Annotated in this window: 12 protein-coding genes and 2 pseudogenes; all 14 read left to right on the top strand. The window is 47.4% G+C overall.

Annotated elements, in window-relative coordinates:
- Positions 1-102: 102 nt before the first annotated feature.
- Positions 103-459, top strand: a complete 357-nt coding sequence (gene ndhC / locus A2F46_RS07765; RefSeq protein WP_066568879.1) for an NADH-quinone oxidoreductase subunit A — start codon at positions 103-105, stop codon at positions 457-459.
- Positions 450-929 (top strand): NADH-quinone oxidoreductase subunit B family protein, encoded by a 480-nt coding sequence (locus A2F46_RS07760; protein ID WP_066568877.1) that lies wholly within the window; start codon positions 450-452, stop codon positions 927-929. The genes ndhC and A2F46_RS07760 overlap by 10 nt, the downstream gene beginning before the upstream one ends.
- Before the next feature lie 10 nt (positions 930-939).
- Entirely contained in the window at positions 940-1527 is a 588-nt protein-coding gene (locus A2F46_RS07755) for an NADH-quinone oxidoreductase subunit C (RefSeq protein WP_066568874.1), read from the top strand.
- A complete protein-coding gene (locus tag A2F46_RS07750) occupies positions 1520-2773 on the top strand; it encodes an NADH-quinone oxidoreductase subunit D (RefSeq protein ID WP_066568872.1) in 1254 nt (417 codons plus the stop codon). The genes A2F46_RS07755 and A2F46_RS07750 overlap by 8 nt, the downstream gene beginning before the upstream one ends.
- Positions 2773-3246, top strand: coding sequence for an NADH-quinone oxidoreductase subunit NuoE (gene nuoE / locus A2F46_RS07745; protein WP_066568870.1), 474 nt, complete (start codon positions 2773-2775; stop codon positions 3244-3246). The genes A2F46_RS07750 and nuoE overlap by 1 nt, the downstream gene beginning before the upstream one ends.
- Entirely contained in the window at positions 3246-4541 is a 1296-nt protein-coding gene (nuoF, locus tag A2F46_RS07740) for an NADH-quinone oxidoreductase subunit NuoF (RefSeq protein ID WP_066568868.1), read from the top strand. Before nuoE ends, nuoF begins: the two co-directional genes overlap by 1 nt.
- A gap of 34 nt (positions 4542-4575) precedes the next feature.
- Entirely contained in the window at positions 4576-6828 is a 2253-nt protein-coding gene (gene nuoG, locus A2F46_RS07735) for an NADH-quinone oxidoreductase subunit NuoG (RefSeq protein WP_066568867.1), read from the top strand.
- A 2-nt stretch (positions 6829-6830) separates the two neighbouring features.
- A complete protein-coding gene (gene nuoH / locus A2F46_RS07730; RefSeq protein ID WP_066568866.1) occupies positions 6831-7883 on the top strand; it encodes an NADH-quinone oxidoreductase subunit NuoH in 1053 nt (350 codons plus the stop codon).
- 19 nt (positions 7884-7902) lie between these two features.
- Positions 7903-8382 carry an NADH-quinone oxidoreductase subunit NuoI gene (nuoI, locus tag A2F46_RS07725; RefSeq protein ID WP_066568949.1) on the top strand — a complete coding sequence of 160 codons (480 nt, stop codon included), beginning with the start codon at positions 7903-7905 and terminating at the stop codon, positions 8380-8382.
- Between the two features lie 9 nt (positions 8383-8391).
- On the top strand, positions 8392-9039 hold the full coding sequence (locus tag A2F46_RS07720; protein ID WP_066568864.1) for an NADH-quinone oxidoreductase subunit J: 648 nt from the start codon (positions 8392-8394) through the stop codon (positions 9037-9039).
- Positions 9036-9341 carry an NADH-quinone oxidoreductase subunit NuoK gene (nuoK, locus tag A2F46_RS07715; protein ID WP_066568862.1) on the top strand — a complete coding sequence of 102 codons (306 nt, stop codon included), beginning with the start codon at positions 9036-9038 and terminating at the stop codon, positions 9339-9341. Before A2F46_RS07720 ends, nuoK begins: the two co-directional genes overlap by 4 nt.
- A gap of 24 nt (positions 9342-9365) precedes the next feature.
- The gene (nuoL, locus tag A2F46_RS07710) at positions 9366-11387 is read left to right on the top strand and encodes an NADH-quinone oxidoreductase subunit L (RefSeq protein ID WP_066568861.1); all 2022 of its coding nucleotides are present in this window, start codon (positions 9366-9368) and stop codon (positions 11385-11387) included.
- 38 nt (positions 11388-11425) lie between these two features.
- A pseudogene (locus tag A2F46_RS07705) lies at positions 11426-12918 on the top strand (NADH-quinone oxidoreductase subunit M).
- A gap of 10 nt (positions 12919-12928) precedes the next feature.
- Positions 12929-14372: pseudogene (nuoN, locus tag A2F46_RS07700) on the top strand (NADH-quinone oxidoreductase subunit NuoN).
- Positions 14373-14397 lie beyond the last annotated feature (25 nt).

Raw genomic sequence — 14397 nt, 5'->3', positions numbered from 1 at the left:
ATGCTTTTGTGAATTCTTGCGGTCGCAAAAACTTTAAAACCCAGAGGAATTTGGTTACAATAATAAAGTCTTTACCAACATTTGCATAAGGTGTGTACCGTCATGTTGGCGAGTTATTTTCCGATATTGGTGTTTGTCCTGGTGGGTATTGCAGCCGGGGTATTGTTTATTTCATTGGGCTTGTTACTTGGGCCTAACCGTCCCTATGCTTTGAAGCAAGAAGCATTTGAGTGCGGTTTTGAGGCATTTGAAAATGCGCGCATGAAATTTGATGTGCGTTATTACTTAGTGGCCATCTTGTTTATCTTGTTTGACTTGGAAGTGGCGTTCATGGTGCCTTGGGCTGTGGTGTTCAAAGATTTGGGCGCCTATGGTTTTTGGGCCATGCTGCCGTTTCTGCTGATATTGGTGGTCGGCTTTGTTTATGAATGGAAAAAAGGCGCTTTAGAATGGGAATAGAAGGCGTTTTGAAAAAGGGCTTTGTGACCACCAGTGCGGACACGGTATTGAACTATGTGCGCACGGGCTCATTGTGGCCGGTAACATTTGGTTTGGCTTGTTGTGCGGTGGAAATGATGCAGGCTGGCGCTGCACGGTATGACTTGGACCGATTTGGTATTATTTTTCGACCATCACCGCGTCAATCTGACTTGATGATTGTGGCTGGAACATTATGCAATAAGATGGCCCCAGCTTTGCGTCGGGTCTATGACCAGATGGCGGAGCCGCGATGGGTTCTCTCCATGGGCTCTTGTGCCAATGGGGGTGGATACTATCATTACTCTTATTCTGTGGTGAGAGGCTGTGATCGTATTGTGCCGGTGGATGTGTATGTGCCAGGCTGCCCACCTACAGCAGAAGCATTGGTCTATGGCTTGTTGCAGTTGCAACAAAAAATTAAGCGCACCGCCACCATTGCGCGGGTGTGAGGATTGAGACATGGCGGATATTGCAAAACTTCAGGCAGCCTGCGAAGCGAATTTCGGCGATAAGGCCACGCTTAAAGTGGCATTTGGTGAGTTAACGCTGGAATGCGCAGCGGCAGATTATCACCACATCATGCAAACGCTGCGTGATCACGATGATTTGCATTTTGAACAAGTGCTTGATTTATGCGGCGTAGACTATTTAGCATACAAAAACGAACCGTGGGATGGCAAACGCTTTGCAGCAGTGAGCCATCTTATTTCTTTGCGCCATAACTGGCGCATTCGTGTACGCGTATGGGCTGACGATGACGACTTTCCCACGGTGGATTCCGTGGTGGATCTTTATAATGGCGTCAATTGGTATGAACGAGAAGCATTTGATTTGTATGGAATTATGTTCAATAACCATCCTGATTTGCGTCGTATTTTGACAGATTATGGTTTTGTTGGACATCCATTTCGCAAGGATTTCCCTGTTTCTGGCTATGTTGAAATGCGTTATGACGAAGCCGAAGGCCGCGTAATTTATCAGCCGGTGACGATTGAACCGCGTGAAATCACCCCGCGGGTGGTCAGAGAGGAGCAGTACGGTGGCTAAACTACGCAACTACACCATTAACTTCGGCCCCCAGCACCCTGCTGCACATGGCGTGCTGCGTATGATTCTGGAGCTGGAGGGTGAAACCATTGTGCGTGCCGATCCGCATATCGGGTTGTTGCATCGTGGCACAGAAAAATTGGCTGAAACACGGACTTATTTACAAGCACTCCCCTATATGGATCGCTTGGATTACGTGTCGATGATGTGTAATGAGCAGGCTTATTGTTTGGCGGTAGAAAAACTACTGAATATAGAAGTGCCGTTACGTGCTCAATACATCCGCGTTATGTTTGCCGAAATTACCCGAATTTTGAATCATTTGATGGGCGTAGGCTCCCACGCGCTGGATATTGGCGCAATGACGGTATTTTTGTATGCATTCCGTGAGCGTGAAGATTTGATGGATTTGTATGAGGCAGTTTCGGGTGCGCGCATGCATGCGGCGTATTATCGCCCGGGCGGTGTGTACCGTGATTTACCGGATTTTATGCCCAAATACGAGTCCAGTAAGTATCGTAATGCCAAAGTGTTGAAAGAATTGAATGCGGCGCGCGAAGGTACTATGCTGGACTTCATTGAGGATTTCACCAATCGCTTTCCTGGGTGTGTGGATGAATACGAAAATCTACTGACTGATAACCGTATATGGAAACAACGTACGGTTGGTATTGGCGTCGTGTCGCCTGAACGTGCTTTGCAAAAAGGGTTCACTGGCGTGATGTTGCGCGGTTCAGGCATTGAATGGGATGTGCGCAAGAAACAGCCTTACGAAGTGTATGCAAAAATGGATTTTGACATTCCTGTCGGCGTCAATGGCGATTGTTATGACCGCTATCTTTGCCGTATTCAGGAAATGCGTGAATCCAATCGCATTATTAAGCAATGTGTGGATTGGTTACGTGTCAATCCAGGGCCTGTTATTGTGGATAATCATAAGGTTGCGCCGCCACATCGTACCGACATGAAAATGGGCATGGAAGATTTAATTCATCATTTCAAACTCTTTACTGAAGGCATGCATGTTCCAGAAGGTGAGGTGTATGCGGGGATTGAACATCCTAAGGGTGAGTTTGGGATTTACTTGATCTCGGATGGCGCCAATAAGCCATACCGCATGAAAATTCGCGCTCCTGGATTTGCCCATTTGCAAGGCATGGACGAAATGGCGCGTGGCCATATGTTGGCCGACGTCGTGGCCATTATTGGCACTCAAGATATTGTATTCGGAGAGGTGGATCGATAATGTTGTCCGCTGATAGCTTGAAACAAATTGACACAGAATTAGCTAAATATCCTGCAGACCAACGACGCAGTGCCATTATGGGTGCTTTGCGCGTGGCGCAAGTGGAATTGGGCTACCTAAAGCCTGAAACCATAGAAGAAGTGGCCGATTATGTTGGCATTCCACCCACCCAAGCTTGGGAAGTGGCTACTTTTTATAATATGTATGATCTGGCGCCGATAGGAAAATATAAGCTTACTGTGTGCACTAATTTGCCTTGTGCGCTACGCGGAGGTGTAAATGCAGCCGAGTATCTGAAAAAACGCTTGGGTATCGGTTTTGGGGAAACCACTGCGGATGGCAAATACACCTTATTGGAAGGGGAGTGCATGGGCGCTTGCGGCGATGCACCGGTTATTCTATTGAACAACCACAAAATGTGCAGCTTCATGACTGAAGAAGCCATTGAAGCGAAATTGGCGGAGTTGAACTGATGGCAATTTACCAATCAGGTGTGATATTTGATGGGATAGATACCCAGGACCCCAATTGCTGGACATTGTCTGCGTATCAGGCTCGTGGTGGCTATCAGGCACTCAAGCAAATTTTGGCGGAAAAAACGCCACAAGACGATGTGATTGCCAATATGAAAACATCGGGTTTGCGCGGGCGCGGTGGTGCTGGCTTCCCAACTGGGTTGAAATGGAGTTTTATGCCGCGTTCTTTCCCCGGTGAAAAATACGTGGTTTGTAACTCAGATGAAGGTGAACCAGGCACATTTAAAGATCGTGATATTTTAAATTTTAACCCTCATGCCTTGATTGAAGGGATGGTTATTGCGGGTTATGCGACCGGTTCTGGTGCGGGTTACAACTATATTCATGGTGAGATTTTTGAGACTTATGAGCGCTTTGAAATAGCGCTCAAAGAAGCTCGCGATGCTGGTTTTTTGGGCAAGAATATATTGGGCAGTGGTTTTGATTTTGAACTGTATGCGCATCATGGTTATGGTGCTTATATTTGTGGTGAAGAAACGGCCTTGTTGGAGTCGTTAGAAGGCAAAAAAGGGCAGCCACGTTTCAAACCCCCATTCCCTGCTTCCTATGGCCTATATGGTAAACCCACCACCATTAATAACACGGAAACTTTTTCTTCGGTTCCGTTTATTTTGCGCGACGGGGCGCAAGCGTTTGCCGATAAAGGCAAGCCCAACAATGGTGGCACCAAATTGTTTTCGGTATCTGGACATGTTAACCGGCCTGGGAATTATGAGGTTCCACTGGGCACACCATTCAAAGATTTATTGGCTTTGTGTGGCGGCATGCGCGATGGCAAAAAATTGAAGGCCGTGATTCCTGGTGGCTCTTCTGCTCCAGTGTTACCTGCTGAGATCATGATGGAACTCACCATGGATTATGACGCCATTGCCAAAGCGGGATCGATGTTGGGTTCAGGTGCTGTGATTGTGATGGATGAAGACGTGTGTATGGTTAAAGCTTTGGAGCGTTTAAGCTATTTCTATCACGAAGAGTCTTGTGGTCAGTGCACGCCTTGCCGAGAAGGTACCGGCTGGTTGTATCGCATTGTGCATCGTATTGCGACAGGTAAAGGACGCCCAGAAGATTTGGCCTTACTCGAGTCGGTTGGTAGCAATATGGCTGGGCGTACCATTTGTGCCCTGGCTGATGCAGCGGTCATGCCAGTGCAGGGGATGCTGAAGCATTTCCGCAATGAGTTCGAACACTACATTGAGTATGGCACGCCAATTAAAGAACACCGCTGGTGCTGATGCATTGTGTGCTTAAGTTTAGGATTACAAACCCATGTTACAGATAGAAATTGACGGCAAACAGCTTTCTGTGGAGCAAGGCAGCACGGTGATTGAAGCTGCGCACCAGGCTGGCACCTATATTCCCCATTTCTGCTACCATAAAAAATTGTCCATTGCCGCAAATTGCCGTATGTGTTTGGTGGAAGTGGAAAAAGCACCTAAGCCATTGCCTGCATGTGCGACTCCAGTTACCGATGGCATGGTTGTTCACACTGATTCGGATAAAGCCAAAAAGGCCCAACGCGGAGTGATGGAGTTTTTGTTGATTAACCATCCGCTGGATTGTCCGATTTGCGACCAAGGTGGTGAGTGTCAGTTGCAAGATTTGGCTGTGGGTTATGGCAATAGTGCCAGTCGCTATCAAGAAGAAAAACGTGCGGTGGTGGGTAAGGATATGGGGCCTTTGGTTTCTGCCGCTGAAATGAGCCGTTGCATTCACTGTACCCGTTGTGTGCGATTTACTGAGGAAATTGCCGGTTACCAAGAAATCGCCATGGCCAATCGGGGTGAGTTTTCTGAAATCATGCCGTTTATCGGCAAAGCTGTGGAAACCGAGCTTTCAGGCAACGTGATTGATTTGTGCCCAGTGGGCGCATTGACCAGCAAACCTTTCCGATATGATGCACGCTCATGGGAGCTGAGTCGACGCAAAACGATTTCTGCACATGATGCATTGGGCAGTAATTTAATCGTGCAAACTAAGGATCATACGGTACGGCGCGTTTTGCCTTTGGAAAACGAAGCCATCAATGAGTGTTGGCTGAGCGACCGTGATCGTTTTGCATATGAAGGTTTGTTGGTTAATCGGCTGGCTCAGCCGCAAATCAAACAAGACAACCAATGGCATGCTGTTGATTGGCAAACTGCGTTGGATTATGTTGCCAAGGGTTTGCGTGGTGTGAGTAATGACTATGGCAGTGATGGTGTTGGGGTTTGGGTGAATCCCGCCAATACTGTAGAAGAAATGTATTTGGCCAAAAAATTAGCCAATGGGTTGGGTATCAATGCTGTCGATAGCCGTTTGCGCCAATTGGATGGCCGTTTGGCAGAGGCGGGTGCTGGTGCCCAGTGGCTGGGCCAGAGCATTGAAGATTTCGCGCGCAATGAGGCAATGTTGTTTGTGGGAACGCGCTTACGCCAAGAGCAGCCGCTTTTGACTGCACGCGTGCGCCAGGCAGCCAAGGCCGGCGCCAAAGTGGCGGTGTTGTCTTCAGAAAACGAAACATTGCACATGCCATTGACTGCGCAAATAGCCTTACATCCGCAGCAATGGGCTGCATGGCTGGCGGAGGCCATTCATGGTGCTGTTGGGCAAGCTTTACAGGCGGCAGAGAACGCAGTGATTGTGTTGGGTGCCGAAGCGCAAAATCACCCGGATGCGGCCGCTTTATTTGCCGCAGCACAAATTTTGGCACAAGAAACAGGTGCTGTGCTGAGTGTGTTGCCGCAGGCTGCGAATAGCGTGGGTGCTGATGTATTGGGCATCAGCGCACGTGTGGCCGAACACACGTTGTCGGCGCAATTGGCAATGCCAAAAAAGGCCGTCATGCTGCTCAATGTCGAGCCTGATATGGATGTTGCCGATGGCGCAGCAGCCGTATCTGCGTTGAAGCAAGCGCAGACTGTCATGGCGTTTACGGCATACGATAACCCGGTATTGCGTGAAGTGGCGGACGTGTTGTTGCCGATTACCCCTTTTGCAGAAACGTCAGGCAGCCTCATCAATATGGAAGGGCGATTGCAGTCTTTCCATGGGGTCGTGCAGGCGCAAGGTGCAGCGCGTCCATTGTGGAAAGTGTTAAGGGTATTGGGCAATGTCCTCGATCTGGATGGGTTTGAGTATGAAAATACCCAGCAAATCTTGGCTGATGCTGTCAATGTGGCGGATTTACCAAGCTTGCTCAATAATCAGGTGAACACAGATGCAGCACCAGAAACGGCGCAACCATTGATTCGGGTGGGTGGCGTGTCTATGTATGCGACTGATGCCATTGTGCGTCGATCTGCACCACTGCAAGCGACCAGCCATGCAGCGGAGCCTCGTTTACATGCGCACAGCCAAACGTTGGCCTTGCACGGATTGCATGATGGTGAAGTGGCGTTGGCTAAGCAGGCATCGGGTGAGTTAAGGGTAGTGGTTGCGGCCGATGATAAGCTGCCTGAAAACGTGGTGGTTTTGCCGTTGCACCAAAGCAACTGGCAATTAGGTGCGTTATTGACCACTGTTGAATTGAGCAAAGGATAATCATGCAAGCGTGGTTCCAACAATTACTGGGTAATGACATCGGTTTGGTGGTAGCGATCTTGGTCAAAATCGTGTTGATTTTGGCTCCGCTGATTATCACCGTTGCTTATTTAACGTATTTCGAGCGCAAAGTCATTGGCTACATGCAATTGCGTGTAGGCCCGAATGTGACAGGGCCTTTTGGCTTGATCCAACCGTTTGCCGATGTGTTGAAGCTTTTATTTAAAGAAATCACTCGGCCCACCCAATCCAATAAAGCCTTGTTTTACATTGGGCCCATGATGTCGCTGATGCCAGCCTTTGCTGCATGGGCTGTGATTCCGTTTAGCGATAGTTGGCTGCTGACCAACATCAATGCAGGGGTGCTGTATATCCTGATGATTACGTCTTTGTCTGTGTATGGAGTCATTATTGCTGGGTGGGCATCCAATTCCAAATATGCATTTTTGGGTGCCATGCGCTCATCGGCACAGACCATCTCATATGAAATTGCCATGGGTTTTGCCTTGATTGGGGTGATTATGGTTTCAGGCAGCATGAATTTCCATGACATTGTGGCCAGCCAAGGCAAAGGTATTTTTGGCGGTTCCATTTTGTCGTGGAACTGGTTGCCTTTGTTTCCCTTGTTCATTGTGTATTTGATTTCTGCTGTGGCTGAAACCAACCGTGCACCATTTGACGTGGCTGAAGGGGAATCTGAAATTGTGGCCGGTTTCCATGTGGAGTATTCCGGTTTCGCCTTTGCGTTGTTTTTCTTGGCCGAATATATTTTCATGATTTTGGTGGCCGCACTGACTGCGCTATTGTTCTTTGGTGGTTGGCTGTCTCCGTTCCCGCAGAGCTGGGGTTTTATTGGTGCTCCAAGCGTGTTGTGGATGTTCGTGAAAATGGCCATGGTGTTGTATTTTTACCTGTGGATACGCGCTACTTTTCCTCGCTACCGTTATGACCAAATCATGCGTTTGGGTTGGAAGGTATTGATTCCGGTGACCATTGTCGCGGTCATTGTTTTGGGCTTATGGATGATTTCACCCTTGTCTTTGTGGCAGCACTGAGCCGAGGAGGAGCATGATTATGGCGAATATTGTAAAAACCTTTTTGTTGACCGAGCTGGTCAAAGGGATGGGGGTTACGCTCAAGAACTTTTTTGCGCGTAAAGTCACCATCTATTTTCCAGAGGAAAAAACCCCACAGTCTGTGCGCTTTCGTGGTTTGCACGCGCAACGTCGCTATCCCAATGGGGAAGAGCGCTGTATTGCGTGCAAGCTATGCGAAGCAGTGTGTCCGGCATTGGCCATCAATATTGAATCCGAGCAGCGTGATGATGGTACACGTCGCACCACACGTTATGATATTGATTTAACTAAGTGTATTTTTTGTGGCTTTTGTGAAGAAGCATGCCCGGTTGATGCCATTGTGGAAACCCATATTTTTGAATACCACGGTGAAAAGCGTGGGGATTTGTATTTCACCAAACCGATGCTGCTGGCCATCGGCGATCGCTATGAGAGCGAAATTGCCAAACGCAAAGCGGCCGACGCTCCGTATCGATAAGAGGTGACTATGACTTTGCAATTGATTTTGTTTTATGTCTTTGCTGCGGTAATTTTGGCGGGTGCGCTCAGTACGGTAACGGCCAAAAACCCGGTACATGCGGCGTTATTTTTGGTGCTGACTTTTTGTGCCAGCGCCATGATGTGGCTGTTAATGCAAGCTGAATTTCTCGGCATTGTGCTGATCGTGGTGTATGTGGGTGCGGTCATGGTGCTGTTTTTGTTTGTGGTGATGATGCTGAATATCGATATTGAGGAAATGCGCGTTGGCTTTTGGCGGCATGCACCTGTGGCCGCTATTGTGGGCATTGTAACGGCGGCATTGATTATTTTGATTCTCATGAGTCCCAAAACCGATTTGGCAGCTTTTGGACCAATGAAAAACGTTTCGGCTGATTACAGCAATGTGCATGACTTGGGTATGCAAATTTATACCACTTACTTACTGCCTTTTGAGTTGGCCGCAGTATTGTTGGTGCTGGGTATGGTGGCGGCCATTGCATTGGTGCATCGCAAAAGCACCAATGTGCGCTACATCAATCCTGCTGACCAGGTCAAAGTTCAAGCAAAAGACCGCATGCGTGTTGTCAAAATGCAGGCAGAAGTGCCACAGGCCGCCGAGTCGGCTGAAGATACTAAAGAGGAGGGCAAAGCATGATATCCATTACCCATTATTTGGTATTGGCCGCTATTCTATTTGGTATTTCGGCCATGGGTATTTTCATGAATCGAAAAAATGTCATCGTGCTCTTGATGGCCATTGAATTGATGCTGTTGGCAGTAAATTTTAACTTTGTGGCTTTTTCCCGTTACTTGGGTGATTCAGCCGGCCAAATTTTTGTGTTTTTTATCCTGACCGTAGCGGCGGCGGAATCCGCCATTGGTTTGGCTATTATGGTATTGATTTATCGTAATCGCCAAAGCATTAATGTGCAGGATTTGGATCACCTCAAAGGTTAAGTAGCGCGTGAGACGAGAGACAAGATGGATAATATGAGTTTATATCTGATACTGGCTTTAGCACCGCTTGTAGGCTCCCTTATTGCGGGTCTGCTGGGCAACATCATTGGCCGCAAAGGGGCGCACACCGTTACCATTTTGGGTGTCGCGGTGTCTGCATTGCTCTCCGCATATGTTCTGTATGGTTTTGCAACAGGCGCGCGCGAAGTATTCAATGAAAATGTCTACACTTGGTTAACCATGGGTGGCCTTGATTTTTCTGTGGGCTTTATGGTGGATGCGTTAACGGCCACAATGTTGGTGATTGTGACCAGCGTATCGCTGATGGTGCATATTTACACTATTGGTTATATGAGCGATGATGATGGCTATCAGCGCTTTTTTAGTTACATCTCTTTGTTTACGTTCTCCATGCTGATGTTGGTGATGAGCAATAACTTCATCCAATTGTTTTTTGGCTGGGAAGCTGTGGGTTTAGTGTCCTATTTGTTGATTGGTTTCTACTTTAAAAAACCAACCGCCATATTTGCCAATTTGAAAGCATTTTTGGTAAACCGTGTCGGTGATTTCGGTTTCATTCTGGGCATTGGCTTGATACTGGCTTATTTTGGCGGCAGTTTGCATTACACTGACGTTTTTGCGCATGTGGATTCAGTTAAGAATGCAACCATCGAATTGATTCCGGGGCATCCGTGGTCTCTGATGACGGTAACCTGTATCTTGTTGTTTGTGGGCGCAATGGGTAAGTCAGCGCAGTTTCCTTTGCATGTGTGGCTGCCTGATTCCATGGAAGGCCCAACGCCGATTTCCGCTTTGATCCATGCTGCAACCATGGTGACAGCGGGTATCTTTATGGTGTCACGTATGTCGCCGTTGTATGAACTTTCCGACACGGCGTTAACGGTGGTGATGGTGTCCGGTGCCATAACAGCTTTGTTCATGGGCTTTTTGGGCATGATTCAAAACGACATCAAGCGCGTCATTGCTTATTCAACCTTGTCACAATTGGGTTACATGACAGTGGCACTGGGTGCTTCTGTGTATTCCATAGCTGTGTTTCATGTCATGACTCATGCTTTCTTTAAAGCCTTACTGTTTTTGGCTGCTGGTAGTGTCATTATGGGTATGCACCATGATCAGGATATGCGGCATATGGGTGGTTTGCGAAAATACATGCCGATAACTTGGATTACCATGTTGATTGGCTCATTGTCGCTGATTGGTACACCTTTTTTCTCTGGCTTTTACTCGAAAGATTCGATTATTGAAGCTGTGCATGCATCTAATTTACCGGCCAGTGGCTTCGCCTATTTTGCTTTGATGGCCAGTGTGTTTGTGACAGCATTCTATTCATTCCGGTTGTATTTCTTGGTTTTCCACGGCAAAGAAAAATGGCGTGATGCAGCACATGATGCCGATCATAATGACCATGCCGAGCATCATGGATTGGGTCCCAACGATAACCCGCATGAAAGCCCGCTGGTGGTAACCATCCCATTGGTTTTGTTGGCCATCCCATCTGTTCTGGTAGGGATGTGGGCCATGGAGCCCATGTTGTTTGGTCATCTGTATCAAGGTGCCATCCATGTTGACAGCGCAGCCCATCCGGCCATGAGTGTGATGCATGAAGAATTCCATGGAACGTTGGCGATGGTTTTGCATAGTATACAAAGCCCCGTATTGTGGCTGGCGCTTGCAGGGGTGTTGGTTTCTTGGTTCTTCTACATGAAAGCCCCTCATATCCCTGCTAAGTTGGCATCGACATTTAGTCCAATTTATAAATTGCTGGACAATAAATACTACTTGGACACCATTTACTACGGTATTTTTGCTAAAGGCAGTCGAGCACTAGGTACTTTCTTTTGGAAAATTTGTGATATTGGCATCATTGATAACTGTGTGAATGGTGCCGCCAAAACAGTGGGTACCATTGCCAGTGTAGTTCGACGCATGCAAACCGGTTTCATCTATACCTATGCTACAGCGATGGTGGTGGGTGTGCTGGTGCTGGTGGCAGTATGGTTTTGGCCCTTGATTAGCGGTTAAGTAGCGGCATTCAACTTGGTATTATTTAGGCTATAAATATGTACAATTATTTACTCAGTTTGGCGATTTGGCTGCCGATTGTGGCGGGCATCTTGGTGCTGGCTACTGGCTCAGACCGTCGTGCCGGCTTGGCCAGAATTCTGGCTTTGATTGGTGCTTTGGTCAGCTTCTTGGTGACCATTCCGTTGTTTGTCCGTTTTGACCGCCTAAATGGGGGCTATCAATTCACCGAATTCCACACTTGGATTCCACAGCTCAATCTCAACTATGCTTTGGGTGTGGATGGCTTATCTGTGTTGTTTGTTATTCTGAATAGCTTTATTACTTGGCTGGTGGTGATGGCTGGGTGGGAAGTCATTAAAAAGCGCACTGCCCAGTATATGGCTGCTTTCCTGATTATGTCAGGGCTCATCAATGGTGCGTTTGCGGCCATGGATGCGATTTTATTTTATGTATTTTTTGAAGGTATGCTGATTCCGATGTATTTAATCATCGGTATTTGGGGTGGCCCGCGCCGCGTGTATGCCTCCATGAAGTTCTTTTTGTATACTTTGTTAGGCTCATTGTTGATGTTGGTGGGTTTGGTGTATCTGTCGTATCAGGCAGGCAGTTTCTCGATCCCTGATATGCACAACATCAGGCACTTGGCTTTAAATGTACAAATTTTACTGTTTATCGGTTTTTTCCTGTCTTTTGCTGTGAAAGTACCAATGTGGCCAGTACATACTTGGCTGCCTGATGCGCACGTGGAAGCCCCTACCGGCGGTTCTATGGTCTTGGCAGCCATTACCTTAAAAATTGGCGGCTATGGTTTCTTGCGCTTTGTGCTGCCGATTCTGCCTGATGCAGCCCGCTATTTTGCACCCATGATGATTGTATTGAGCTTGATTGCGGTGATTTATATCGGGATGGTGGCGTTGGTGCAAACCGACATGAAAAAACTGGTGGCGTATTCCTCCATCAGCCACATGGGCTTCGTGACATTGGGTCTGTTTTTGTTCACCGGTGGCTATCTGAATGAGTGGGCACTGAAAGGTGCCATCATGCAGATGCTTTCTCACGGCTTTGTGTCTGCGGCCATGTTCATGAGCATTGGGGTGATGTATGACCGTATGCACACCCGTGATATTTCTGCTTATGGCGGTGTGGTCAATTCCATGCCTATTTTTGCTGCATTCATGATGCTGTTTGCCATGCTAATGCCGGATTGCCCGGTACTTCTGGGTTTGTGGGTGAATTTATGGTGATCATGGGCTCGGTGAAAACCAATTTTTGGATAGGTGCTTTGGCCGCACTGACGTTGATTTATGGTGCTGCCTATACCTTATGGATGTATAAACGGGTGATTTTTGGGGCTGTTGCCAATCCCGAGGTGGCTCAGCTCAAAGATGTTAACAAACGAGAATTATTGATTTTGGTTATTTTGGCTACGGCAGTATTGGGTTTCGGCCTGTATCCTGAGCCGTTTATTGCGGTGGTTCACCAAGCTGCGAATGATTTAATCGTTCAGGCAGCGCAAAGCAAACTGTAAGGATGTGTGAATGAACTGGGCAGATTTGAATGTGTTACCCGCAGCACCAGAAATGGTGCTGACTGTGGCATTATTTACGGTTTTATTGGTGGATTTATGGCTGAAAGACAGCCAACGTTGGCTAACTTGCGTGCTGGCCATTGTCAGTGTCGCAGTGACTACGGTGGTGCAAGTAGTAATTTGGCATGGCACACCAACGTATGCTTTTCATGACATGTTTGTTTTGGATGGCATGTCTCAATTAGCTAAATTGGTTTTGTATGCATTGGTAATGGTGTTGTTTGTGTACAGCCAAGCCTATTTAAAAGCCCGCCAAATTTATCAGGGTGAATTTTATACCATTACTCTGTTTGCCTTATTGGGCATGTGCATCATGGTTTCAGCCAGCCATTTTCTAACCTTATATATTGGCTTGGAGTTGTTGTCTTTGGCTTTGTATGCTTGATTGCTTTGCGTCGCCAAGATGGCGATGCTGCCGAAGCTGCATTGAAATATTTTGTGTTGGGTGCATTGGCGTCTGGTTTGTTGCTGTATGGTATTTCTTTAATTTATGGCGCAACCGGCTCCTTGCAATTGGCCGATGTGTTTACTGCGTCACAACAGGCTAACCCATGGCTCTTGAAATTGGGCATGATTTTCGTTGTGGTGGCGATTGCCTTTAAGCTGGGTGCCGTGCCATTCCATATGTGGGTACCTGATGTCTATCAGGCGCGCCTACTGCAGTGGCAGCCTTGGTGGGTACTGCACCAAAAATCGCAGCCACTGTCTTTGCATTCCGTATTTTGGTTACGGGCTTACTCACGCAATACCAAGATTGGGGCGGCATGTTGATGCTGTTGGGTGTCGCGTCTTTGCTGGTTGGTAACTTGGCGGCCATCATGCAAACCAATATCAAACGCATGTTGGGTTATTCAACGGTATCGCACATGGGCTTCATTCTGTTGGCGTTTTTGGGCGCCGAAGCTGGAGTAACCGCGGCACTATACTATGCCATTACCTATGCTTTGATGGCCACTGTGGCGTTTGGGGTATTGATGTTGTTGTCTAATGAAGGATTTGAGTGTGAGCAAGTCAGCGATTTGGCTGGGCTCAATCAAAAAAATGCGTGGTACGCATTTTTGATGTTGTTGTCTATGTTCTCCATGGCAGGTATTCCTCCATTAATGGGCTTTTATGCCAAGCTGTCGGTGATTAAAGCTCTATTGGCGCACGGTTATGTGTGGGTGTCTGTGTATGCAGTCATTATGTCTTTGATTGGCGCTTTCTATTATTTGCGTGTGGTTAAAACCATGTATTTTGATAGCCCAGATGCACTCGATCACAAAATAGAAATGCGTCGAATTGCACAGTGGGTGCTGTCGATCAATGCATTGCTGTTGTTATTGTGGGGCGTGTTGCCTGAATCTGTGATGCATTGGTGTGTGCAAGCCTTTAATCAGTCTATGATTGGCTAACGCAAAAACCAGAAAGCAAGGCAGC

This window comes from Snodgrassella sp. CFCC 13594, from assembly GCF_001590725.1.
GTDB lineage: Bacteria > Pseudomonadota > Gammaproteobacteria > Burkholderiales > Neisseriaceae > Snodgrassella.
This window is presented reverse-complemented; position numbering and strand designations above follow the sequence as displayed.

Bases quoted from the DNA above. Each gene is read 5' to 3' on its own strand.
- A2F46_RS07755 (WP_066568874.1), top strand. From the start codon at position 940: ATGGCGGATATTGCAAAACTTCAGGCAGCCTGCGAAGCGAATTTCGGC.
- A2F46_RS07760 (WP_066568877.1), top strand. From the start codon at position 450: ATGGGAATAGAAGGCGTTTTGAAAAAGGGCTTTGTGACCACCAGTGCG.
- nuoH (WP_066568866.1), top strand. From the start codon at position 6,831: ATGCAAGCGTGGTTCCAACAATTACTGGGTAATGACATCGGTTTGGTG.
- nuoE (WP_066568870.1), top strand. From the start codon at position 2,773: ATGTTGTCCGCTGATAGCTTGAAACAAATTGACACAGAATTAGCTAAA.
- nuoG (WP_066568867.1), top strand. From the start codon at position 4,576: ATGTTACAGATAGAAATTGACGGCAAACAGCTTTCTGTGGAGCAAGGC.
- nuoL (WP_066568861.1), top strand. From the start codon at position 9,366: ATGGATAATATGAGTTTATATCTGATACTGGCTTTAGCACCGCTTGTA.
- nuoF (WP_066568868.1), top strand. From the start codon at position 3,246: ATGGCAATTTACCAATCAGGTGTGATATTTGATGGGATAGATACCCAG.
- nuoI (WP_066568949.1), top strand. From the start codon at position 7,903: ATGGCGAATATTGTAAAAACCTTTTTGTTGACCGAGCTGGTCAAAGGG.
- A2F46_RS07720 (WP_066568864.1), top strand. From the start codon at position 8,392: ATGACTTTGCAATTGATTTTGTTTTATGTCTTTGCTGCGGTAATTTTG.
- ndhC (WP_066568879.1), top strand. From the start codon at position 103: ATGTTGGCGAGTTATTTTCCGATATTGGTGTTTGTCCTGGTGGGTATT.
- nuoK (WP_066568862.1), top strand. From the start codon at position 9,036: ATGATATCCATTACCCATTATTTGGTATTGGCCGCTATTCTATTTGGT.